The sequence below is a fragment of the Clostridium frigidicarnis genome, assembly GCF_900111985.1.
In the GTDB taxonomy this organism is placed as follows: domain Bacteria; phylum Bacillota; class Clostridia; order Clostridiales; family Clostridiaceae; genus Clostridium_Z; species Clostridium_Z frigidicarnis.
The window spans coordinates 97,659-121,573 of record NZ_FOKI01000004.1; the positions used below are offsets into that span (position 1 = coordinate 97,659).

Here is a 23,915-nt window from a genome sequence, read left to right on the forward strand (position 1 = left end):
ATTTCTAACAATAACTGTAAACTTTCAAATCTAAATTTTTAATTAAAATGTTGTTATTTTTTCGTAAAAACAGCATATGTAAAAATATAAAATTAAATATATATTAAATATATTTTTACATAAACTTACTAAAAGGTACCAAAAATTGTGAATATATTTATTTTAAATCACAATAAGTAACATAATAATAGTACAGGAAATGCTTTTTCTTGACATAATGTAAAAATTAACATAGAATTTAGATATAAAAAAACTGAATAATTTCATTGGTTCTAGAAATAGATTAATAGGGAAGTTTTGGTGAAAGTCCAACACAGCCCCCGCTACTGTAAGCACTACTTATGAATTAGATTGCCACTGACATTTTGTTGGGAAGGTTCTTCATAGGGTTTGATGTGTAAGTCAGGAGACCTGCCTATGAAAGTTATTAAGCTAACTTCGGAGGGAGGTTAAGATTTTATGAACTATTTGTATATAAATCTGTCCTCAAGGACAGATTTTTTTGTTTTGATCTAACATTCATATGGGGAAAAATGCCACCAGAATGAAGATTAGTTCTATATACAAAAATAAGTTCATGAATTAAAACAGCTCTCTAAAAAATGAAAAATATTTATTTTGGAGGAAAACGTTATGAAGAAGAAAATATCAATTGGGTTACTGCTATGTTTTAGTATGATTTTATCAGCATGTACAACAGGATCAGGTAGTAATATTAGTGAAAAAAAGGATAATACTCAGAGCTCATCAAATGGATATCCCATTGTTGTAAAAAATTATGATTTCAATAAAGAAGAAAAAGATATGGAATTTAAAGAAACACCCAAAAGAGTTATTAGTACTAACCAAACTACAACAGAGCTTTTGTTAGACTTAGGATTAGAAGAAAGTATGGTTGGAACATCTTATAGAGATAATCCGATATTGGACAACATTAAAGAAAAATATGATAAAATTCCTGTTTTATCAGAAAAATACCCATCTAAAGAAGTTGTTATAGAAAAGAATCCAGATTTAATAATAGGATGGAAAAGCGTATTTGCAGATAAAGCTTTAGGGGATGTCTCAACTTGGAATGAAAAAGGAGTTAATACTTTTATACAAAGAAACACAGTAGGCATTGATAATGCAACAGTAGAAAATGTATATAAAGATATAGAAGATATAGGAAAAATATTTAATATAAAAGATAAAACTGATAAATACATAGATGAAATGAAAAGTAAAATAGATAAAATTCAAAATTCTATTAAAGATGTAAAGGAACCAGTAAGTGTTTTAGTTATGGAAGGAAGCGAAGATAATAAATATACTACTTATGGAAATAAGTCATTAGCAGCTGACATGGTAGCTAAAGCAGGTGGAAAAAATCTTGCTAAGGAAAGTGGAAGTATAAGTGTTGAAGATATAGTAGGCTTAAATCCAGATGTTATAGTTCTTATAAATTTTGAAAATCAATCAAAAGATAATAAGGATGCAGAGGCATTAAAAAATCATACTGCTCTTTCAAGTGTGAATGCAATAAAAAATGATAGAATTATTTACACACCTTTAGCTGAAGCTTATGCAGGTGGAGCAAGAACAATTAATGGAATAGAAAGACTAGCAAAAGGATTCTACCCAGAAATTATAAAATAACTAAAGTTTAAGAGGTTAATATGAAATTTAATTCAAATATAGCTGTTAAGTCAAAAGTAAATTTTGATTCTAAAATTAAAGAAAATAGGAAGTTCTTTATAATAATATTAATTACTTTAGCAATATTGCTGTTTTTATCAATAATTTTTTCAGTAACTTTTGGCTCTGTGGATTTAAGTCCATATGATGCTTACAGAATAATAATATACAATATATTCAAAATACCTATAGGTGATGTGGCAACTCTTACTAGTGGTGCAAGCTATGATATAATTTGGAACATAAGAGTGCCAAGGGTATTATTAGGAGCAATAGTAGGAATGGGACTTGCTATAGTTGGAGTTGTTATGCAGGCTACTGTTCAAAATCCATTAGCAGATCCATATATACTAGGACTATCTTCTGGTGCGTCATTAGGAGCTACTTTTTCTATACTTATAGGATTTAGTGGAGGAATGTTTTTTTCAGGGATAACTTTTTGGGCTTTTTTAGGAGCATTAATATCATCTATTCTTGTTTACACTTTATCTAACATAGGAGGAAGAATAACTTCAACAAAACTAATACTTTCAGGAATGATAGTAAGCTCTATATGTTCAGCAATAACAAGCTTTATAATATTTGTAGCAAATGATGCTGAGGGAATAAAAACAATAACATTTTGGAGTATGGGAAGTCTTACTTCAGCTTCTTGGAAAAACATACAGATACCAAGTTTAATAGTTTTAGTAACTGTGATTTTTTTTATATTTCAGTTTAGAACTTTAAATGTTATGCTTTTAGGAAATGAAACATCAGTAACATTAGGCGTAGATTTATCTAAATATAGAAAAATATATATGGTTTTATCATCTCTTGTAACAGGAGTTATAGTTTCTGTATGTGGAATTATAGGATTTGTAGGACTTATAATACCTCATATTGTAAGACTGATTGTAGGATCAAACCATAAAACTTTAATACCAGTAAGTGCTCTTGTAGGATCAATATTTTTAATATGGACAGATGTCTTTTCTAGAACATTTATGAAAGGTATGGAAATGCCAATAGGTATAATAACTTCAATTTTAGGCGCTCCATTTTTAATGTGGCTTATGATTAAGAAATCTTATAGAAGTGGAGGAAAATAGAATGAAATTAGAGGTTAAAGATCTTTGTGTGGAAATTTCAAGTAAGAAAATTGTACAAGATGTTTCCCTTAATTTAAAAAAAGGTGAATTTGTAGGCATAGTAGGACCTAATGGTAGTGGTAAGTCTACTATACTAAAGTCTATATATAGAGCAATAAAGCCTAAAAAAGGATCAATATTTATTAATAATGTAGATATATCTAAAATTTCTATAAAAAGCACAGCTAAAGAATTGGCTGTTGTAAGTCAATTTAATGAAAATAATTTTGATTTTAAGGTAGAAGATATGGTAATGATGGGGAGAGCTCCTCATAAGAGTACATTTGAATTTGATACTTCAAAGGATTATGAAATAGTTTATGAATGTTTGAAGAAGGTATCAATGGAAAGCTACGGTGATAGGAATTTCTCTACTTTATCTGGTGGAGAAAAACAAAGGGTAGTATTAGCTAGGGCCCTTGCACAAGATGTAGATTTCCTGATTTTAGATGAACCAACTAATCATTTAGATATAAAGTACCAAATTCAAATTTTAGATTTAGTTAAATCATTAAATATAAGTGTAATATCAGCGCTGCATGATTTAAATTTAGCAGCAGCTTATTGCGATAAAATATACATGGTCAATTCAGGAGAAATAGTATCTTCAGGCATTTCAAAAGATGTATTAACAGAAGATAATATAAAGCATGTATTTGAAGTGGATTGTGAAGTTTCTATTCATCCAAAGACAAATAGATTAAATATAGTTTATTTTTCAGGAGGAATTTAAATGAATATAGCTATAATGGTTTGTAAAAAGCTTACTTCTGAGTGTTCGGGCTCATGGTGTTTTAAAGCTTTTGCAGAAAAAGATAAGTCTTTTGCAATTTATAAATCTGAGATAGAGACTAATTTATGTGGATTCTTTCATTGTAATGGATGTGGAAGCAATTTAGATAAAGAACTTGAATATAAAGTCACTCAATTAAAAAAAGTAGGTGTGAAAACAGTACACATTTCAAAATGCATTGAGGTGGAATGTGATAGATATAATGAAGTAAGGAATTTTTTATTGAGAAATGATTTTAATATAATTGATGGAACACACTAAAATATTAATTAATGCTAACACGATACCCTAAATATAGAAACTAAGGTTTGGTACATGACAAACCTTAGTTTTTTTATGCAAATTTATATTCACTAATATACCAAATAACTAATATTATAGAATATAAGTAAAATCTATACTGAAAACTGTTTTTAAGATGAAAATTTAGTAGGGGATCAGAAGCATTTCACAAAAGAGAATTTAAGGAGGGGTTAGTTGTGAAAAATATGGTTCAAGTTAAGGATTTATGTATGAACTTTTATACCCTGGAAGGTGAGCTTAAGGTTTTGAATAATGTAAATTTTAATGTTAAACAAGGGAAAATTCTGTCTCTTCTTGGGCCATCGGGTAGTGGTAAGTCAACAATATTAAATATATTAACGAATCTTTTAAAACCAACAAGTGGACAAATTGATATAAATGGTAAAATAGGATACATGTTTCAAAGAGATCATTTACTTGAATGGAGAACAATACTTGAAAATATAACAATAGGACTAGAAATACAAAAAAAGCTCAATGACGAATCAAGAAAAAAGATAGATAGACTTCTAAAGAGTTATGGACTTTGGCAATTTAGAAATAATTATCCCAATGAATTATCTGGAGGTATGAGGCAAAGGGTGGCATTAATTAGAACTCTTTCAGTAAATCCGGATATACTTTTATTAGATGAACCATTTTCTGCATTAGATTATCAAACAAGACTTTTAGTTAGTGATGATATATATAAAATTATAAAAAATGAGAATAAAACAACCATACTAGTTACTCATGACATATCAGAAGCTATATCCATGGCAGATTCTGTAGCAGTTTTATCTAAAAGACCAGCCACTATAAAAAATATATATCCTATTAAATTGACTTTAAATAATGAAGAAAAAACTCCTCTCACTTCAAGGAAGACACCTGAATTTAAGGATTACTTTGATATTTTGTGGAAGGAGCTTGATATATATGAAGAAAACTAAAGAATTAACAGGATATGAGGAGTTTTTATTAAATATAAAGCATAATAAAAGAAAAATATTATTTTGGCAAATAGTAGTTCTTATTATTTTCCTTTTTCAATGGGAAGTTCTTGCAAGGCTTAATATAATAGATACATTTCTTTTTAGCAAACCCTCAGATATTTTTATTTTATTTAATGAATATGTAACAAATGGTGAACTTTTTAAGCATATAGGAATTTCAGTATGGGAAACTGTATTAGGATTTCTAATAGGTACAGGTTTGGGACTAATTATAGCTGTAGGGCTTTGGTGGTCAAAGACAGTTGCAAAAATATTTGATCCATTTTTAGTAGTTTTAAATGCTCTTCCTAAAACAGCATTAGCACCTATACTTATTGTATGGGCTGGAGCTGGAATCAAAGGAATAGTTGTAATAGCAATAACAATCTCTGTTGTTACAACAATACTATCTGCATACAATTATTTTATAAATATGGATGAAGAGAAAATAAAAATGTTGAAAAGCTTTGGAGCAACTAAATCTCAAATTTTAACAAAGTTAATTCTTCCATCAAATGTAGGAAATATAATTAATATAGTAAAAATAAATATAGGAATGTCTTGGGTTGGTGTTATTGTTGGAGAATTTTTAGTTTCTAGATATGGTATAGGTTATTTAATTGTTTATGGTGGTCAAGTATTTAGATTAGATTTAGTTATGATGGGTGTAGTAGTACTAGCTATATGTGCTTTAATTATGTACCAAATAGTAAATTTAATTGAAAAATTGTATTGGAAAAAAAGAAACAACAGAAAGGGTAAAAATACTATATAGATAAAGGATTAATTGGAGGTATTAAAATGAAAGGATATAAAAAAACAATAGCAATAGCTTTGAGCACATTAATGATAAGTTCAGCTTTAATTGGATGTGGAAGCAGTAAATCAGGAAAGGATGAAATAAAAAAAATAAAGGTTGCAGAGGTTACACATTCAGTTTTTTATGCACCTCAATATGTGGCAATGAGTAAAGGATTCTTTAAAGATGAAGGCCTTGAAATAGATCTTATAGGAGCTCAAGGAGCAGATAAAACAATGGCTGCATTACTTTCTGGAGAAGTACAAATAGGACTTATGGGACCAGAAGCATCAATATATGTAGTCAATAAGGAGAGTAAAGATATAGCTATAAATTTTGCACAACTAACAAAAAGAGATGGAAGCTTTTTAGTTTCAAGAGACAAACAGGATAATTTTACTTTTGATAATTTAAAAGGTAAAGCATTAATAGGAGGAAGAAAAGGTGGAGTGCCTGAAATGACATTAGAATATGTTATAAAAAATAAAGGATTAAAAATAGGTGAAAATACTTCAAGTGGTGAAGTAAATGTAAGAACAGACGTACAATTTAATGTTATGGCAGGAGCCTTTTCAGGGGGAGAAGGAGATTATGTAACTTTATTTGAACCATCAGCAACAGCTATGGAGAAACAAGGAAAAGGATATATTGTTGCATCTATTGGAAAAGAATCAGGAGAAATGCCATATACGGCATATAGTGCTTTAAGCAAGTATATGGATAAAAATTCAGATGTAATTCAAAAATTCACTAACGCTGTTTATAAAGGACAATTATATGTAAAAAATAATAGTGCAGAAGATATAGCAAAAGAAATTTCTAAATATTTTACAGATATAAAATTAGAGGATTTAATAGACGTAGTTCAAAGATATAAAGATATAGATGCATGGTGTGAAAATCCTATATTAAAAGAAGATAGTTTAAATAGATTAATGGATGTAATGAGTACAGCAGGAGAATTAGATAAGAAACCTTCTTATGATAAAATTGTGACAACTAAATATGCAGAAGAAGCTATTAAAAATATAAATATTAAGTAATTTTTTATAACCCCTAGATAAAAACTATATATCTAGGGGTTATAAAATTATCTAATATATTTTAGGGTAGAAGATTAAGTGTTTGGAAATAATAGAACATATAGTTTGTTTAATTAGAGTTTTTTATAAATTATAGGAATGAATATGAAAATTTATAAATATTTATATGAAATCTATGGGTTAATATATAGATATATGGTCAAATAGAAGAAGGGAGTTTAGCTATGAATAGAAATGAAAAAGAGAAAATAAATAAAGAAGAATTAAAAGGTATACTTACAGACATTCAGTACAAAGTTACTCAAGAGAATGGAACAGAACCTCCTTTTTTAAATGAATATCATAACAATTTTAAAGAGGGGTTGTATGTGGATATAGTTACTGGGGAACCTCTATTTTCATCAAAAGATAAATTTGATTCTGGATGTGGTTGGCCAGCTTTTTCTAAGCCTATAGACAGAAAAGAAATAAAAGAAAATCTAGATATAAGTCATGGTATGAATAGAACTGAGGTAAGAAGCAAGGAAAGTGATTCACATTTAGGGCATGTTTTTTGTGATGGACCAAAAGAGTCAGGTGGGCTTAGATATTGCATAAATTCTGCAGCACTAAAATTTATACCTTTAGATAAATTAGAAGAAGAGGGATATAAAGATTTTTTATATTTATTTAAGGATAAAGAATTAAGTTAGTGAGAAGATCTGCTGTTATCTTTAGATTTTTAGAAAAATTACCTATTCATAGGATAAATTTAAAGTTACAGATCAATAAGCAGGAAATTATCAAATGTAGTCTAATTCTATTGGGAGTTATACGAACAATTTCCTAAATATTCAATATAATATTTAGGAAATAACGGGTATAATCTATAAAAATTGTGAGAAATATTGAGAAAACCTTGAAAAATAAAATAAAATACGTATAATATAGGTTGAGAAAAGAAAAATATTCGCTAGAAATGGAGGCTTAAATATATGAATAATAAATATGATGTAATAATAGTAGGAGCAGGACCAAGTGGTATATTTACTGCTTATGAACTTACAAAAATAAATCCTGAAAAAAAGGTTTTAATAATAGAGCAAGGTAAGCCAGTAAATAAAAGGAATTGTCCAATACCACAATTAAACAAATGCATTAAATGTAAACCATATTGTAATATAACTACTGGATTTGCAGGTGCAGGTGCTTTCTCAGATGCTAAGCTTTCATTATATGATAGTGAAGAAGAAGAAGTTTTAGTTGGAGGAGATCTTCCAAAGATAATAGGTAATGCTGAAACAAAATCCCTTATAGATTATTGCGATGAGGTGTATCTAGATTTTGGTGGAGATAAGACCATTGCTGGTATAGAAAAGAAAGATGAAATCAGAAAAATAAAGAACAATGCAAAAGAACATAATATAAATCTAATAGATATTCCTATAAGACATTTAGGAACTGAAAAGTCCAGAGAACTTTATGAAAGAATACAAAATTATCTTTTAAATAATAACATTACTATACTATTTGAAACAGTAGTAGAAGAACTTATAATTGAAAATGGAGAAGCAAAAGGAGTTGTAACACCAAATGAAAAATATTTTGGTGAAAAAATAGTTTTAGCACTTGGAAGAAAGGGTGCTGATGTACTTTCTGATTTCTGTGACAAATATAACATAGAAAAAGAAGTTGGAGTAGTAGATATTGGAGTAAGATTTGAAATGAATACTGAAGGTGACATAGAAAAAATAAATGAACTTATGTATGAAGGCAAATTTGTTGCAGAAGTTGCACCATTTAAGGATAAAGTAAGAACTTTTTGCCAAAATCCTAATGGCTTTGTTGCAGCAGAAGTATATGATAATGGATTATCATTAGTAAATGGGCATGCATATAAGGAGAAGAAAAGCACAACAACTAATTTTGCCATATTATGTTCTCATAAGTTTACAGAACCTTTTAAAAAACCTATAGAGTATGGATATAAAGTAGCAGAGCTTATTAATATGCTTTCAAATGGAGAAGTTGTTGTTCAAAGATTTGGAGATATATTAAATGGAAAAAGAACATGGGAGAAGGACTTAGAAGAAAACTCAGTGGAACCAACTTTAAAAACAGCTTTAGCAGGAGATATAACACTAGGAATACCATATAGAACTATGACAAATATAGTTAATTTCATAATAGAAATGGATAAGGTTGTAAAAGGGTTTGCAAATCCTGATAACCTGCTTTATGCACCAGAGATAAAGTTTTACTCAAATGCGGTTAAAATAGATAAAAATTTAGAAACTAACATAAAAAACTTATATGCAATAGGAGACGGAGCAGGACTTACAAGGGGACTTATGATGGCTTCAGGTTCAGGAGTGTATTTAGCAAGAAGACTATTTAATAGTTAATACTAGTGGTTTGAATTTTAAGATAAAAGTATATTTAATAGAAATGAATTTTTTATATTTTAATTAGAGTAAATTCAACTATGTTATATAAAGATTAATCATTATTTAACTTGATATAACAATTGTATTACAACTTATATATAATTAAAATTATACAAGATATAAAGCTATGAAGTTAGTAAAAGAACCTCATAGCTTTAATTGATAATAATATAATTTTTAAAATGTAAAGGAAAGCATAAAAAATTTAAATTCTGAGATGTTGATGAAACCTTCTTAGGAAGATTTCTGAAATAAAAAATATTTTTAAGAAAACCTGTGATTTTCAACATTAAATTGTAACTCTGCAAACTTGTCACTTAAAAATAGCTAGGCATTTTTTATTTGAAGTACACACCGTCTATGGCCACACTTTCTGCAAAAGGTTTAAAAGAAGAATCTTGCCATTGTAAGTAAACTTGAATTGATCCTAGAATATCTTTGGTGGCTATTCCAATAATATTTTCAATAGCTAAAAGCTTAAATGTTCCATCATTTTCTAAGCTTATAGGATATAACCCAACAAGGCTAGAAATAGAGCCTTTAAAGTCACTTTTTAAGGTTCCATCATCCTTGTACAAAAAGGAGAGATATTCTTTTGGGTTTAAAGATAGATTTATTAAATATTTCTTTTTTAATAAGGTGTTCGCTATTTCTACATTGTAATTAGGCTTATATAAAACAGTGTACATTTCAGAAGTTTTTTTATTGAATTCTTCAAAATCAAATATATTCTTAAGAGCAGTATCTATAAATGAATAGATATAATAGAATACATATCCACCACTTCCGCCAGGTACTATACTTATTAGTATTTCTTTTTTGTCTCTGTTGATTAAATTATATACGCCTACTTTAGGGTTGAAGCCACCATTAACTTTTAATGGAATGATATCAGTTTTTTTATTACCATATTCTACAACCAAAGTTATGTCATCAATATAATTTTTTGTGTTATTAAAAGGAGCAGTGCCAGTTAAATAAACTTTATCTAGATAACCATCACCATCTACATCCCCTAAATCTTCGCTTAATATTATTTTGCTATCTAGTTTAGTATTACTATTTCTTATATAAGATAAGCTACTAAGGTTTGTAACTTCACTTATATCCCATTGATTAATACTCCATTTTAATGTCATAGAATAATCAACACCATATAATTTATAACGACAAGAAATCTCATCTACATTATTATTATCTAAATCTTTTATTGTTATAGATGGGGTGTCAGGATTATTATTTGTAAAACTTAAATGTGCATTTTCAGGGAGAAAATAGCTTATAAGGTTGATTAGAGCTTTTTTGTCCATACAACTATCCTTAACATTAGTGTTTACAGTAATATATTATGTTTATAGAAGTGGTTGTGTTAATAATTATGGATTGTGTAATGCATTTAGAATATCAATAAAATAATATGTATATAAGGAGAAATATGGTATAATTTTGATGTGAAAGGATATAACCTTTTATCTATAATAGATGGATGTATTAAATAACATAGAGTTAGTAGCAGCTAAAAGAATAAACAACAACTTTAAACATTGGGATCATAATCCATTAACAATTAAAGTGAAATTAAAATAATGTATTTTGCTATGAAAATTTATAGTATACATATAATTTACTAAAATAAAGCACTATCAACATTGTTTAATCTGTATTGATAGTGCTTTAATTTTTGTATAAAAATTTTTAATCTTGAAATGCTGTAATTATCAATTATAAAAACATATGGTGAATGAGATATATTTAAGAGGTGAAATTTTATGGAGGAAAATAGAGAAGTTATTATAAAGAATTCTCATAAAAGATCAGAGGATTATGGAGTAAAAAGAAAAACAAATTATTCCAATAAAATATTAAATAAAGAAGGAATACTACATGTACTCTCTAAAAATAAGGAGTTAATAGAAATTTCTAAGGGGTATATAAATATGGTGTATTCTTCTTTAAATGAAGATGATTTTATTATTGTATTAACTGATAATGATGGATGTATATTACATATCCAGGGTAAGGAAGATATAGTTGAAGGATTTATAAAAATGAATTTTATTATTGGAGCTTATATGAATGAAAAAAGTATAGGTACAAATGCAATGGGAACTGCTATAAGTGAGAATAAGCCAGTTCAGATAACAGCTAAAGAGCATTTTATAGATGCTTTTCATAATTTGACATGTTCGGCAGCTCCAATCCATGATTCTTCTGGAAAGATAATAGGAACTTTGAATTTAACAGGAAAATGTGAAAAAAAACACCCTCATACTTTGGGATTAGTTATCTTTGGAGTTAAAGCTATAGAGAATGAATTAGATAAGAGTAAAGCAAATATAATATTAAAAGAAACTTATAATTATATGGAAAGTGTAATAGATAATGTTTCTAAAGGAATTATGATAGTAGATACAAAAGGGAAAATAAAAAACGTAAATACATTAGTTTCTAGAATTTTTAACAAAGAAAAGGAAAGTCTTATAAATGAAGACATAGACCATATAATTCCAGGTTGGTATAATATATTAGAAATGTTTGAAAAAGATAAACTCTCTTACTCAAAGGAAATAAAAGTAAAACATAATAGTAGTTATAAAGTATTCTTAGATTTTAAACCAATAAAAACAAAAGATAGAGTAATTGGAATGGTTATTATAATGACTGAGCAGAAAGAAATTAATATAAATATACAAAAGAATACAGGTGCATTTTATAATTTTGAAGATATAATAGGAGAAAGTGATGCACTTATAAATGTTATAACCAATTGTAAAATAATATCTAATAGTCCATCCACAGTTCTTATTACTGGTGAAAGTGGAACAGGAAAAGAAGTTTTAGCTCAGGCGATGCATAATTATAGTCATAGAAAAAACAATAAATTTGTTGCTATAAATTGTGGGGCAATCCCAGAAAATATAATAGAAAGTGAACTATTTGGATATGAAGATGGGACATTTACAGGAGGTAGAAAAGGTGGAAAACAAGGTAAATTTGAACTGGCAAGTGAAGGAACACTATTTTTGGATGAGATAGGTGAAATGCCTTTAGAAATGCAGGTTAACCTTTTAAGGGTTCTTCAAGGAGGGCGAGTTACAAGGCTTGGTGGAAATAAAGAAATTCCTTTAGATGTAAGAGTAATTGCAGCTACAAATAAAGATTTAAAAGAAGAAATTAAAAAAGGAAAATTTAGAGAAGATTTATATTATAGGTTAAGTGTTATACCTATAAAAATACCTCCGTTAAGAGAAAGAAAAGGAGACGTAGAGAGATTAATAAATTATTTTTTAAGAATAAAAGCATTTAAGTTGAGCAAAGCAATACCTCATATAAATAAGAGTTTATATGAGAGATTTTTTACATATAATTGGCCCGGAAACATAAGGCAATTAGAAAACTGTATTGAAAATATTGTGAACCTAGATGGTGAAATTTCCTTTAATATTTTTGAAGATAACATAGAGAGTAGGTCTAATATTCAGGAGTTAAAACAGGAAAATTGTGAAGAATTTAATAATATATGTACCTTGGAAGAAATGGAAAAAATTATGATTATAAAAGCTATTAGAATCTTTAAAGGAAATATGACAAAAGTAGCTAAAGGTCTTGGAATAAGCAGAAATACGCTATATCTTAAGGTGAAGAAATTCAAAGTTAAAGTGTAATAAAATCTAACAGTGTCCTAAAATATTGCAATTAGTTTGAAATTCATGTAATGTTTTAGGACAAGTTTAAAAAATAAAAGTTAAAATTTTAACAGAAAAAGCTTAAAAACAATATCTTTGTTAAAAAAGATACAATTGGCACAAAGATTGCTATATATATTTACATGAATTTTAAAAATACAAAATGAATATAAGGCATATAAATAGGGGGAAATATAAATGGCAAGATTTACATTACCAAGAGACATATATCATGGAGAGGGATCTTTAGAGGTTTTAAAAACTTTAAAAGGAAAAAAAGCTATCATCGTTGTTGGTGGCGGTTCAATGAAAAGATTTGGATTTTTAGATAAAGTTGAAAGCTATTTAAAAGAAGCTGGAATAGAAACAAGATTAATAGAAGGGGTTGAACCAGATCCATCAGTTGAAACTGTTATGAATGGCGCAGAAGTAATGAGAGATTTTGAGCCAGATTGGATAGTTGCAATGGGAGGCGGTTCTCCAATAGATGCAGCTAAAGCAATGTGGATATTCTACGAATACCCAGAGTTTACATTTGAACAAGCTGTAGTACCTTTTGGATTACCAGAATTAAGACAAAAGGCTAAGTTTGTAGCTATACCATCAACAAGTGGTACAGCAACAGAAGTTACTGCATTCTCAGTAATAACTGATTATAAAGCAAAAATCAAATATCCTTTAGCTGATTTTAATATAACTCCAGATATAGCTATAGTTGATCCAGAACTAGCCCAAACAATGCCAGCTAAATTAGTTGCACACACAGGAATGGATGCATTAACCCATGCTATAGAAGCATATACAGCATCATTAAGATCTAACTTTTCAGATCCTTTAGCACTAAAAGCTATAGATATGGTTAAAGTTAATTTAATTAAATCTTTTGAGGGAGATAAAGAATCAAGAGACTTAATGCATGAAGCTCAATGTTTAGCAGGAATGGCGTTCTCTAATGCATTACTTGGAATAGTTCACTCTATGGCTCATAAAGTTGGTGCTGTGTTCCATATACCACATGGCTGCGCAAATGCAATATTTTTACCATATGTAATTCAATATAATAGAGTAGCATGTGAAGATAGGTATGCTGATATAGCTAGAACTTTAGGGTTAAAAGCAGAAAGCAATGAGAAACTTACAGATGCTTTAATAGAAACTATAAATGAAATGAATACAGAATTAAATATACCGCATACAATGAAAGAGTATGGAATAACTGAAGAAGACTTCAAGGCAAATGTTGAATTTATATCTAAAAATGCAATATTAGACGCATGTACAGGATCTAACCCAAGAGAAATAACTGCAGAAGTTATGGAAAAGTTATTTGAATGCACATACTATGGAAATAAAGTTAATTTATAATTTAAAAAAAGTTATGATTCTCAATTTATGAGAATCATAACTTTTTTTATATATGAAAGCTTTAATCAATGAAAAGTTGTGAATAATAAATCAGTATGCTTGTCTATTTTGCATCATACCGCGTCAGCAAATTCAGCTAATAGCCTGCTATTAACTAAACTTGCCTCCTTGTCTGATATAAAATATACGATGCATCTTTGGTCTATTATTTTCTTTCATATGCCTTAGTTTATGATGGAGTTGGTCATAATTTCTAAATTTATACATATAAAGCTATATATATGAACTTTACATGGCAAATGTAAAAAAAACCCTATAGATATTTCAAATAGTTGTCAATAGTTTCAATAAATGCATTTACCATAGGCAATAAAAGTTTTATAATGAGAATAGATATATTCAAAAAATTCATTAAATTCAAAGAATTAAAAAATAATATTTAAGTGTTGATTATTAATAGAGTATCTATAACTTAAATAGATATTCTTTATAATAAAATTTTATACTTGGAGGTAGTTAGATGGATGCAATAAAAAGTACACCTTTAAGAGGGGAGTATGAAAAATACGGGGCCAAGGTTATTGACTTTGCAGGTTATGAGCTTCCAATACAATTCAAGGGTATCTTAGAGGAACATAAGGCAGTAAGAGAAAAAGCAGGGTTGTTTGATGTTTCTCATATGGGTGAAATAACTATAAAAGGAAGAGATGCCGAAGAATTTGTAGATCATTTACTAACTAATGACATAAAATCTTTAAAGGAAAATGATGTAGTGTATACGTTTATGTGTAACTATAAAGGAGGAGTAGTAGATGATTTGCTTGTTTATAAATACAGCAAAGAATATTACTACTTGGTTGTAAATGCTAGCAACAAGGATAAAGACTTTAAATGGATGGTAAGCAATAAGAAAAATTATGATATTGATATTAAAGATATTTCAGAAACAGTAGCTCAATTGGCTATTCAAGGACCTAATGCAGAAGAAATTCTTCAAAAATTAACAAGTACAGATTTATCGGAAATTAAGTTTTTTAAGTTTAAAGATGGTGTAGAAATTAAAGGTAAAAAAGCTTTGGTTTCAAGAACTGGATATACTGGAGAAGATGGATTCGAAATATATTTGGATCCAAAGGATGCAGCATATGTTTGGGAAGAAATTTTAGAAGGTGGAAAAGAACTTGGAGCTGAGCCTATAGGACTTGGAGCAAGAGACACATTAAGATTTGAGGCTACATTACCTTTGTATGGCAATGAAATGGATGAAGAGGTAACACCACTTGAAATGACTTTTGGATTCTTCGTAAAAATTGATAAAGGTGATTTTATAGGAAGAGATGTATTAGTAAAACAAAAAGCTGAAGGAGTTACTAGAAAGTTAGTTGGATTTGAGTTGTTGGATAAAAACATTCCTAGACATGGATATCCAGTTGTTAAAGATGGTGTAGAAATAGGACATGTTACTACAGGATATAAATCACCAACTTTGGGAAAAACTATAGGACTAGCTTTGGTAGATGCAAAATATGCTAGTATGGATACTGAATTTAATGTAAAAATAAGAAATAAAGAATATAAAGCAATTGTTATTAATAAAAGATTTTACCAAAAGAAAACAAAAAGTAAATAAAATAATTTAAATCAATTTAAAATTTAGGAGGGTTAAAAGATGGCTGTTTTAGAGAATTTATTATATACAAAAAATCATGAGTGGATAAGAGTTGAGGGAGATAAAGCTTATATAGGAGTTACTGATCATGCCCAAAAACTATTAGGAGATATAGTTTTCGTTGATCTTCCAGAAGAAGACGATGAATTTAAAAAAGGAGAAAGCTTCTCTGTAATAGAATCAGTTAAGGCTGCTGCAGATATATACATGCCAGCAGGTGGAAAAGTTATAGAGGTAAACGAAGTTCTTTCAGATGATCCAGCTGCAATAAACAGTGATGCATATGAAAACTGGATGATAGTTGTAGAATTAGAGGATAAGGAGGACTTAAAGGATTTATTAAAAGCTTCAGATTACGAAAATTTATGTAAAGAGGAGGAGTAAGATGTTTCCTTATATTTCAAATACAGAAAAAGAGAAACAGGAAATTTTAAAAACTCTTTCTATGACTTCCACAGAGGAATTATTCAAAGATATACCAGATAAGGTTAGATTAAAGAGAGAGTTAAATTTATCAAGTGGTTTATCAGAATTAGAAGTCACAAATATAATGAGCAATTTAGCAAAATCTAATAAATCTACAGAGGATTTGACTTGCTTTTTAGGTGCAGGATTATATGATCACTATATACCATCAATAATAAAACATTTGCTTGGAAGAGCAGAGTTTTATACTGCATATACTCCATATCAACCAGAAATAAGTCAAGGAACTCTTCAAAGTATATTTGAGTTTCAAAGTATGCTATGTAATTTAACAGGAATGGAAGTTTCAAATTCATCTATGTATGATTCTGGTACTGCTGCTGTTGAAGCATCTGTTATGGCTAAACAAAGCACTAGAAGAAACACAATATTAGTATCAAAAACTGTAAACCCTGAAGTTAGAACAGTACTTAAAACTTATTTAAAGTTTAAGGAATACAATCTTATAGAAATTGATGAAAACGAAGGAGTTACAGATGTAGACAAACTTAAATATTCCATGGATAAAGATGTTGCAGGAGTTATAGTTCAAAGTCCAAATTTCTTTGGAATTATAGAAGATGTTACTGAGGTTGAACAAATAGTTCATAGTAACAAATCTTTATTAATAATGAGTGTAGATCCTTTATCTCTAGGAGTGTTGAAAAGTCCAGGGGAATTAGGAGTAGATATAGTAATAGGAGAAGGTCAAGGATTAGGCTGTAATATAAACTTTGGTGGACCAGGATTTGGTTTCTTAAATACAACTAAAAAGCTTATGAGAAAAATGCCAGGAAGAATAGTTGGAGAAACTGATGATGGACATGGAAAAAGAGGCTTTGTATTAACTCTTCAAGCTAGGGAACAACATATAAGAAGAGAAAAGGCAACATCTAATATATGTTCGGATCAAACTTTAATGTCAATAGGAGCAGCTATATATATGGCTACTTTAGGTAAAAATGGCGTAAAAGAGGTTTCTAAACAATGTATTGAAAAATCTCATTATGCTTATAATAAGTTAATTGAAAGTGGAAAATATAAACCAGTGTTTAATAAACCATTTTTTAATGAATTTGTTGTGAAAACAGATAAATGTTTATGTGAAATAAATAACATTTTACTTCAAAATAATATTTTAGGTGGATATGATCTAGGAAAGCAATACCCTCAATATGAAAATTCTATAATGCTTTGTGTTACAGAAAAAAGAACAAAGCAGGAAATAGATAAATTAGTTAAGGTCATGGAGGAGATATAATGAATAATTATAATAAAATTATATTTGAGCTTTCCAAAGAGGGCAAAAAAGGTTATAAGCTTCCTAAATTAGATGTTCCAGAGGTTGCTTTAGAAAATATTCTTCCAAAGAATATGATAAGAGAAGGTGAGATAAAGCTTCCAGAAGTAAGTGAGGTTGATGTTGTAAGACATTATACAGCATTGTCTAATAAAAATTATTGTGTAGATACAGGGGTATATCCATTAGGATCATGTACTATGAAGTACAATCCTAAAATAAATGAAGACATAGCAAGTTTGGATGGGTTTAGCAAGATACATCCATATCAATGTGAAAAGAATGTACAAGGAGCTTTAGAACTTATGTATAATCTTTCACAAGATTTATGTGAAATAACTGGATTAGAAGCATTTACTCTTCAACCAGCAGCTGGTGCTCATGGAGAACTTACAGGATTACTTCTTATAAAAGCTTACCATGAGAGTAGAAAAGACCTTAAGAGAAAGAAAATAATAGTACCAGACTCAGCACATGGTACAAATCCAGCAAGTGCTATGGTAGCAGGATTTGAAGTTGTTGAAATAAAGTCATGTGAAGATGGATCAGTTTCAATAGAAGAGCTTAAAGCAGCTTTAAGTGATGAAGTTGCAGGACTTATGCTTACTAATCCAAGCACTTTAGGATTGTTTGAGGAAAACATTGTTGAGATAAGTAATCTTGTTCATGAAGCAGGGGGACTTGTATACTACGATGGAGCAAACTTAAATGCTGTTATGGGATATGCAAGACCAGGTGATATGGGATTTGATGTTTGTCATTTAAATCTTCATAAAACATTCTCTACACCACATGGTGGAGGGGGACCAGGATCAGGTCCAGTAGGAGTGAATAAAAAACTTGAAAAATTCTTGCCAGTTCCTTTAATAAAAAAACAAGATGACTTGTTTACATTTGATTATGATAGACCAGATTCTATTGGTAAGGTAAGAAGTCTTTATGGAAATTTTGGTGTTTTAGTTAGAGCTTATACTTATATATTAACTATGGGAAAAGAAGGATTAAAAGCTGTTTCTGAAAATGCTGTTTTAAATGCAAACTATTTAAGAGTTGCATTAGAGGATTATTATAAAGTTGCTATAGATAAGGTTTGTAAACATGAAATAATATTTGATGGTTTGAAAAATAATCCAAATAATGTAAGTACATTAGATGTAGCTAAGAGACTAATAGATTATGGTGTTCATCCACCAACAGTTTATTTTCCATTAATTGTCCATGAGGCGTTAATGATTGAACCAACAGAAAGTGAAAGTTTGGAGTCACTTAATGACTTTATTGAAATTATGAAAAAAATAGCTGTAGAAGCTAATGAAAGTCCAGAATTATTACATGAAGCACCTCATAATGCGCCAGTAAGAAGGTTGGACCAAGTTAAGGCGGCAAGGACTCCAGTATTAAAGTGGCAGTAAGATTTTAAAATATAAAAGGTGTGGCGAAAAAGTCACACCTTTTTAAATGTACGGGAAAGTATAAAGTCTTGAGGTAGTGACAAGTTGCAAGCGGCAAGTGATAAGTTAGGGAAGTTTTTCTTCACGTTGTTAATAAAAACTAATAATTTAATGTCTAATTTTAAAATTTAAAAAATATAATTAAAGAAAATCTGTGATTTTCAACCTCAACTTGTCACTTGTAACTATAAACTTGTCACTAAAAAAGTTACATTCAACCACAATTGTAAATTCTCAATTCTCAATTTTATAAGGAGGATCAGTTTATGAAGGATATTATAGTAATAGGAGGAGGCCCAGGAGGTTATGTTGCAGCAATAAGAGCTGCTCAACTAGGGGCAAATGTTTCAGTTGTTGAGATGGATAGGTTTGGGGGAACATGCCTTAATAGAGGATGTATACCAACTAAAGCTATTTATAGAACAGCAGAGTTATTTAATACATTAAAACATATATCAGATTTTGGTATTAATGTTAAAGAATTTAGCATAGATGTAGACACAATACAAAATAGAAAATCAAACATTATAAATACACTTGTATCAGGTATTGAAGCTTTATTAAAAGGTAATGGGGTAGAGGTTATAAGAGGGGAAGCTATACTTATAGATAAAAATACTGTTAATGTAAAGTGTGAAAATGAAGAAATTATTTTAAAAGGAAAGAATATAATAATTGCAACAGGTTCACAATCAGAAATTCCAGAAATTCAAGGGAAAGAACATAAAAATGTTATAACTAGTGATGAACTTTTAGATTTTAAATCTATACCAGAAACTTTAGTGGTAATAGGTGGTGGGGTCATAGGTATGGAATTTGCAACTATATTTAATGCTATGGGAAGTAAAGTTAAAGTAATAGTTGCAAGGGATTCTATATTATATGATGTAGATAGAGAATTAACAAAGAGATTTACAGCTATGGCAAAGAAGTCAGGAATAGAAATTCTTACCTCCACAAAGGTTAAATCATTTGATGGAGAAGAAAAAGTTTTAATTCAGTGTGAAGGAAAGAAAGGCGAAGTTAGTATTGAAGCGGATTTAGTTTTGTTAGCAAAAGGAAGAAAAGCTTTATTAAACGGAATTGACACAGAAAAAATAGGCATAGAAACTTATAAAAAAGGAATAAAAGTAGATAAAAATTACGAAACATCAGTTAAAGACTTATATGCTATAGGAGATGTCAATGGAATATCTCTACTTGCTCATGCCGCATCTCATCAAGGAGTTCAAGTAGTTGAACATATACTACTAAATAAACCATGTGATGATTTAGTGATTCCAAGCTGTATATTTACTTTCCCAGAAATAGCTACAGTTGGAATTACTGAAGAAGAAGCAAAAGTTAAAAACATTTCTTATAAGAAAAACAAGTTTATGTTTGGGGCTAATGGTAAAGCTTTAGCTTTAGGTGAGGGAGAAGGTTTTGTTAAGGTAATAAGTGATGAAAATAATAAGCTTATAGGAATTCATATAATGGGACCACATGCTTCAGATTTAATACTAGAAGGAACCTTAGCTGTGGAAAAAAATATGACTGTAAAAGATATTAAAGAAGTTGTCCATAGTCATCCAACATTAGGTGAGGCTCTTTATGAAGCCATACTAGGAATAAATAAAGAGGCTATTCATAGTATAAATAAGTAATCTTTCTTTATAGAAGAAAAAAGCATATAAATCAATTAATTCTTAGCTTTAGATGGAGGTTAATTATAATGAACAAATTAACTTTAACTGAAGCTAAGAATAATTTATATTTAATTTAATAACTATTGAGTAGAAATATATATGAGTAATTATTAGTTAATTTTAAAATATATGGGGGGATTTTTCATGAGATATATAGATATTAAACATACAGATCCATATTTTAACTTAGCATTAGAGGAGTATTTACTTAAACATAGTGACGATGATGAATATTTTGTCTTGTGGAGAAATGAGCCATGTATAGTAGTTGGTAAAAATCAAAATACTTTATCGGAAATAAATGTTGATTACGTTAATGAAAATAAAATAAAGGTTGTAAGACGGCAAACAGGAGGAGGAGCTGTATTTCATGATTTTGGAAACTTAAATTTTACTTTTATAGTAAAGGATGATGGCAGAAGCTTTACCGATTTTAAAAAATTTGTAAAACCTATAATAGGAGCTTTAAATGAATTAGGAGTAAAGGCTGAGTTTTCTGGTAGAAATGATCTTTTAATAGAGGGGAAAAAATTCTCAGGAAATGCCCAATGTAAGTATAAACATAGGGTTATGCACCATGGGACTTTATTATTTTCTTCTGATATAGTTAATTTAAGTGATGCATTAATATCAAAGCCTATAAAATTTTCAGATAAAGCTGTAAAGTCTGTATATAGTAGAATAACTAATATAAGTAATTACTTAGATGATAGTTTGAGTGTTATAGATTTTAAAAACAAAATTTTTGAATATGTAACAAGACATGAAGAAGATAAAAAAATAACATATTTAAGTGATGAAGAGATACGGTATATAGAAGATTTAAGAGAAAGTAAATATTCAACCTGGGAATGGAATTTTGGAAAGTCACCTAAATATAATTTTTTTAATGAGAAAAAATTTAAGGGTGGAACAATAGAAATAAATATAGAAGTGAAAAATGGTTTCATGAAAGAGGTTAAGATTTTTGGAGATTTTTTTGGTGTAAAAGATGTGTGTGAAATAGAAAGGGCACTTAAAGGAAAAAAACATAAAAAAGATGCTATAATAAGTGAATTAAATGAATTTAACATAGATGAATATTTTTTAAATATATCTTTTGATGAAATAGTATCTGTGTTTATCTAAATCTATAAGAAAAAACCCTACAATTTTTATTAATGTTATGATAGAATTCTGTATAAGATTAAAGTTACTTTGTATAATAGTTTATTAAATGTAAATTTACTTTAATAAACTATTAGTAACATCATATATTAGTTAACCATTATTAAAAGTAGGATATAGATAATGAGTATAGGACAAGGGTTGTTTTATAGGTGAGAAATAAAACTTATAAAATGATTTAGTTATAATATATGAAAAATAATAAAAAGGTAGGGTACATATGGAAGTTATACTAAATATTTTAAAAGGGATGATAATAGGAATATCAAATATAATTCCAGGAGTAAGTGGGGGTACAATGGCAGTTGTACTTGGAATATATGACAATCTTATATCATCAATTAATAATTTACTTAAAGAGTGGAAGAAAAACTGTGTGTTTCTTGGAGAGATAGTAATTGGTGCTGGACTTGGAATAATCTTATTTAGTAAATTGATAACAATATTATTAGATAAAGCTCCAATGCAAACTAATTTCTTTTTTATAGGACTTATAGTTGGCACTTGTCCAATAATATATAAAAAGGCAACAGAAACAAAAATAAAACCAATAAACTATTTAAGTTTTATTTTAGCGTTTGGACTGTTAGTAGCAATGGCATTTATAAGAACTCCTGGAGAAAGTGTTGTGATTATAAGAGAAATTTCAACAATAACATTTTTCAAATTAGCATTTGGTGGATTTTTAGCAGCAGCAGCAATGATTTTACCAGGAGTTAGTGGATCATTTTTACTACTTGTATTAGGCATGTATAATACTATAGTAACAGCTGTATCAGAAATGAATATACTAATACTTATTCCTGTAGCTATAGGTGTTATATTAGGGCTTGTAACTATGACAAAAATAATCGACTCATTTATGAAGAAATATCCTCAAATAGCATATTTATTTATATTTGGGCTGGTTTTAGGATCAATATTTTCTATTTATCCAGGATTTTCTTTTGGGATAGTTGGAGTATATTCTATAATCGCTTTGATAGTAGGGTTTATCATAGCATTTTTGATGGGAAAAAAATAAGGCGTTTTATTAAAAGTATAATAAGCAAAGGGATATGAAATTTTTTGATTTCATATCCCTTTTATTATAATGAGAAATATAGATTAAAAGACAATTACATTATAGGAGAAAGTAGTCTGCAAATTGACTCGAAGAATTTATTTAATAAGCTTCGTTTTTAAACTCATTATACAAAAATAAAACACAAATTCAAAAGAAATAGACATGGCATCTTGGACTTGTTATTTTCTTTCATGTGCCTTATTTAAAAATATATAAGGTAGTTTATAAAAATACAAGTATATTTTCCTAAACTACCTTATATATTTATAACAAACTACAATGTAAAGAATAACTTTAAAAATCAAGTAATTCTTAGATTTAGATGATGTTATAGTGATTAGCCATCATATAAATTGAATTTTAAATTAGGGGGAGTATAAATGACTAACTTAGAAAAATTATTTTATACAGAAGATCATCAGTGGGTAAATGTTAAAGGGAAAAAAGCCTATATAGGAATTACGGATTATGGACAAGAGTTATTTGGAGATATAGGTTTTATTGATTTACCAGATAATGAGGAACAGTTTGAAAAAGGGGAGGCATATGTTGTTGTTGATGGACTTAACATAGCATGTGATGTGTGTATACCATTAGATGGGAAGGTTTTACTAACCAATGAAATTTTATCAGATAATCCAGCAGTGATAAATGACAGCCCGTATAATAATTGGATTATATTAATTGAATTAGATGACAAGAACCAGTTAGAGGATTTGTTAAGTTATTCGGAATATGAAAGTATATGTGAAAAGGAGAAATAATATATTATAATTTATATTTAGGCTAAGATAAAATTTTTCTTAGCCTTTTATATAATTTAGTGTTAGTTATAAATTATCCTATTGAAATAAATAAGGCTAAAGGGTATAGTCTATGTTATTAGCGACAAGTTGCAAGAAAAATAAACCTT

The 23,915-nt window shown here is 28.7% G+C and carries 20 protein-coding genes and 1 riboswitch; of the genes, 19 read left to right on the top strand and 1 reads right to left on the bottom strand.

All coding sequences use genetic code 11. The features are described 5' to 3' along the window. Positions 1-250: 250 nt before the first annotated feature. Positions 251-433: riboswitch (cobalamin riboswitch) on the top strand. A gap of 200 nt (positions 434-633) precedes the next feature. The 9 genes from BM119_RS03350 to BM119_RS03390 all read left to right on the top strand — a co-directional run bounded on the left by BM119_RS03350 (position 634) and on the right by BM119_RS03390 (position 9,103). Further along, complete coding sequence (locus BM119_RS03350; protein ID WP_090038901.1) at positions 634-1,638, top strand: ABC transporter substrate-binding protein; 1,005 nt, start codon at positions 634-636, stop codon at positions 1,636-1,638. 20 nt (positions 1,639-1,658) lie between these two features. Continuing rightward, entirely contained in the window at positions 1,659-2,768 is a 1,110-nt protein-coding gene (locus BM119_RS03355) for a FecCD family ABC transporter permease (protein WP_090038903.1), read from the top strand. A 1-nt stretch (position 2,769) separates the two neighbouring features. Then, positions 2,770-3,540, top strand: a complete 771-nt coding sequence (locus BM119_RS03360; protein ID WP_090038905.1) for an ABC transporter ATP-binding protein — start codon at positions 2,770-2,772, stop codon at positions 3,538-3,540. After that, positions 3,541-3,861, top strand: a complete 321-nt coding sequence (locus BM119_RS03365; RefSeq protein ID WP_090038908.1) for a CGGC domain-containing protein — start codon at positions 3,541-3,543, stop codon at positions 3,859-3,861. Positions 3,862-4,088: 227 nt separating this feature from the next. Continuing rightward, positions 4,089-4,835, top strand: a complete 747-nt coding sequence (locus BM119_RS03370; RefSeq protein ID WP_090039036.1) for an ABC transporter ATP-binding protein — start codon at positions 4,089-4,091, stop codon at positions 4,833-4,835. Continuing rightward, positions 4,822-5,652: an ABC transporter permease gene (locus BM119_RS03375; RefSeq protein ID WP_090038910.1), complete on the top strand. Its 831-nt coding sequence runs from the start codon at positions 4,822-4,824 to the stop codon at positions 5,650-5,652. Before BM119_RS03370 ends, BM119_RS03375 begins: the two co-directional genes overlap by 14 nt. Positions 5,653-5,678: 26 nt before the next feature. Then, positions 5,679-6,719: an ABC transporter substrate-binding protein gene (locus BM119_RS03380; RefSeq protein ID WP_090038912.1), complete on the top strand. Its 1,041-nt coding sequence runs from the start codon at positions 5,679-5,681 to the stop codon at positions 6,717-6,719. A gap of 224 nt (positions 6,720-6,943) precedes the next feature. Next, on the top strand, positions 6,944-7,411 hold the full coding sequence (gene msrB / locus BM119_RS03385; RefSeq protein WP_090038914.1) for a peptide-methionine (R)-S-oxide reductase MsrB: 468 nt from the start codon (positions 6,944-6,946) through the stop codon (positions 7,409-7,411). Between the two features lie 282 nt (positions 7,412-7,693). Beyond that, on the top strand, positions 7,694-9,103 hold the full coding sequence (locus BM119_RS03390; protein WP_090038916.1) for an NAD(P)/FAD-dependent oxidoreductase: 1,410 nt from the start codon (positions 7,694-7,696) through the stop codon (positions 9,101-9,103). A gap of 380 nt (positions 9,104-9,483) precedes the next feature. On the opposite strand, the gene BM119_RS03395 is transcribed toward BM119_RS03390, so the two are convergent. Further along, positions 9,484-10,455: a hypothetical protein gene (locus BM119_RS03395; RefSeq protein WP_090038917.1), complete on the bottom strand. Its 972-nt coding sequence runs from the start codon at positions 10,453-10,455 to the stop codon at positions 9,484-9,486. A 459-nt stretch (positions 10,456-10,914) separates the two neighbouring features. On the opposite strand from BM119_RS03395, the gene BM119_RS03400 reads away from it, so the two are divergent. The 10 genes from BM119_RS03400 to BM119_RS03445 all read left to right on the top strand — a co-directional run bounded on the left by BM119_RS03400 (position 10,915) and on the right by BM119_RS03445 (position 23,766). Further along, complete coding sequence (locus BM119_RS03400) at positions 10,915-12,810, top strand: sigma-54-dependent Fis family transcriptional regulator (RefSeq protein ID WP_090038919.1); 1,896 nt, start codon at positions 10,915-10,917, stop codon at positions 12,808-12,810. A 219-nt stretch (positions 12,811-13,029) separates the two neighbouring features. Next, entirely contained in the window at positions 13,030-14,196 is a 1,167-nt protein-coding gene (locus BM119_RS03405) for an iron-containing alcohol dehydrogenase (RefSeq protein WP_090038921.1), read from the top strand. 520 nt (positions 14,197-14,716) lie between these two features. Continuing rightward, complete coding sequence (gene gcvT, locus BM119_RS03410; protein WP_090038923.1) at positions 14,717-15,826, top strand: glycine cleavage system aminomethyltransferase GcvT; 1,110 nt, start codon at positions 14,717-14,719, stop codon at positions 15,824-15,826. Positions 15,827-15,865: 39 nt separating this feature from the next. Beyond that, positions 15,866-16,249 carry a glycine cleavage system protein GcvH gene (gene gcvH, locus BM119_RS03415; protein ID WP_090038924.1) on the top strand — a complete coding sequence of 128 codons (384 nt, stop codon included), beginning with the start codon at positions 15,866-15,868 and terminating at the stop codon, positions 16,247-16,249. Position 16,250: 1 nt separating this feature from the next. Beyond that, positions 16,251-17,591, top strand: coding sequence for an aminomethyl-transferring glycine dehydrogenase subunit GcvPA (gene gcvPA / locus BM119_RS03420; protein ID WP_090038926.1), 1,341 nt, complete (start codon positions 16,251-16,253; stop codon positions 17,589-17,591). Beyond that, a complete protein-coding gene (gene gcvPB / locus BM119_RS03425) occupies positions 17,591-19,042 on the top strand; it encodes an aminomethyl-transferring glycine dehydrogenase subunit GcvPB (protein ID WP_090038928.1) in 1,452 nt (483 codons plus the stop codon). Before gcvPA ends, gcvPB begins: the two co-directional genes overlap by 1 nt. A gap of 305 nt (positions 19,043-19,347) precedes the next feature. Then, positions 19,348-20,727: a dihydrolipoyl dehydrogenase gene (lpdA, locus tag BM119_RS03430; protein WP_090038930.1), complete on the top strand. Its 1,380-nt coding sequence runs from the start codon at positions 19,348-19,350 to the stop codon at positions 20,725-20,727. 186 nt (positions 20,728-20,913) lie between these two features. Further along, positions 20,914-21,897: a lipoate--protein ligase gene (gene lplA / locus BM119_RS03435; protein WP_090038932.1), complete on the top strand. Its 984-nt coding sequence runs from the start codon at positions 20,914-20,916 to the stop codon at positions 21,895-21,897. Positions 21,898-22,156: 259 nt separating this feature from the next. Further along, the gene (locus BM119_RS03440) at positions 22,157-22,960 is read left to right on the top strand and encodes a DUF368 domain-containing protein (protein WP_090038933.1); all 804 of its coding nucleotides are present in this window, start codon (positions 22,157-22,159) and stop codon (positions 22,958-22,960) included. A gap of 422 nt (positions 22,961-23,382) precedes the next feature. Continuing rightward, positions 23,383-23,766, top strand: coding sequence for a glycine cleavage system protein H (locus BM119_RS03445; RefSeq protein WP_090038935.1), 384 nt, complete (start codon positions 23,383-23,385; stop codon positions 23,764-23,766). Positions 23,767-23,915: the final 149 nt, after the last annotated feature.

Bases quoted from the DNA above. Each gene is read 5' to 3' on its own strand.
- gcvT (WP_090038923.1), top strand. From the start codon at position 14,717: ATGGATGCAATAAAAAGTACACCTTTAAGAGGGGAGTATGAAAAATAC.
- BM119_RS03395 (WP_090038917.1), bottom strand. From the start codon at position 10,455: ATGGACAAAAAAGCTCTAATCAACCTTATAAGCTATTTTCTCCCTGAA.
- BM119_RS03380 (WP_090038912.1), top strand. From the start codon at position 5,679: ATGAAAGGATATAAAAAAACAATAGCAATAGCTTTGAGCACATTAATG.
- BM119_RS03355 (WP_090038903.1), top strand. From the start codon at position 1,659: ATGAAATTTAATTCAAATATAGCTGTTAAGTCAAAAGTAAATTTTGAT.
- BM119_RS03440 (WP_090038933.1), top strand. From the start codon at position 22,157: ATGGAAGTTATACTAAATATTTTAAAAGGGATGATAATAGGAATATCA.
- BM119_RS03375 (WP_090038910.1), top strand. From the start codon at position 4,822: ATGAAGAAAACTAAAGAATTAACAGGATATGAGGAGTTTTTATTAAAT.
- lpdA (WP_090038930.1), top strand. From the start codon at position 19,348: ATGAAGGATATTATAGTAATAGGAGGAGGCCCAGGAGGTTATGTTGCA.
- BM119_RS03400 (WP_090038919.1), top strand. From the start codon at position 10,915: ATGGAGGAAAATAGAGAAGTTATTATAAAGAATTCTCATAAAAGATCA.
- BM119_RS03365 (WP_090038908.1), top strand. From the start codon at position 3,541: ATGAATATAGCTATAATGGTTTGTAAAAAGCTTACTTCTGAGTGTTCG.
- gcvH (WP_090038924.1), top strand. From the start codon at position 15,866: ATGGCTGTTTTAGAGAATTTATTATATACAAAAAATCATGAGTGGATA.
- BM119_RS03445 (WP_090038935.1), top strand. From the start codon at position 23,383: ATGACTAACTTAGAAAAATTATTTTATACAGAAGATCATCAGTGGGTA.
- BM119_RS03390 (WP_090038916.1), top strand. From the start codon at position 7,694: ATGAATAATAAATATGATGTAATAATAGTAGGAGCAGGACCAAGTGGT.
- lplA (WP_090038932.1), top strand. From the start codon at position 20,914: ATGAGATATATAGATATTAAACATACAGATCCATATTTTAACTTAGCA.
- BM119_RS03370 (WP_090039036.1), top strand. From the start codon at position 4,089: ATGGTTCAAGTTAAGGATTTATGTATGAACTTTTATACCCTGGAAGGT.
- gcvPB (WP_090038928.1), top strand. From the start codon at position 17,591: ATGAATAATTATAATAAAATTATATTTGAGCTTTCCAAAGAGGGCAAA.
- msrB (WP_090038914.1), top strand. From the start codon at position 6,944: ATGAATAGAAATGAAAAAGAGAAAATAAATAAAGAAGAATTAAAAGGT.
- gcvPA (WP_090038926.1), top strand. From the start codon at position 16,251: ATGTTTCCTTATATTTCAAATACAGAAAAAGAGAAACAGGAAATTTTA.
- BM119_RS03405 (WP_090038921.1), top strand. From the start codon at position 13,030: ATGGCAAGATTTACATTACCAAGAGACATATATCATGGAGAGGGATCT.
- BM119_RS03360 (WP_090038905.1), top strand. From the start codon at position 2,770: ATGAAATTAGAGGTTAAAGATCTTTGTGTGGAAATTTCAAGTAAGAAA.
- BM119_RS03350 (WP_090038901.1), top strand. From the start codon at position 634: ATGAAGAAGAAAATATCAATTGGGTTACTGCTATGTTTTAGTATGATT.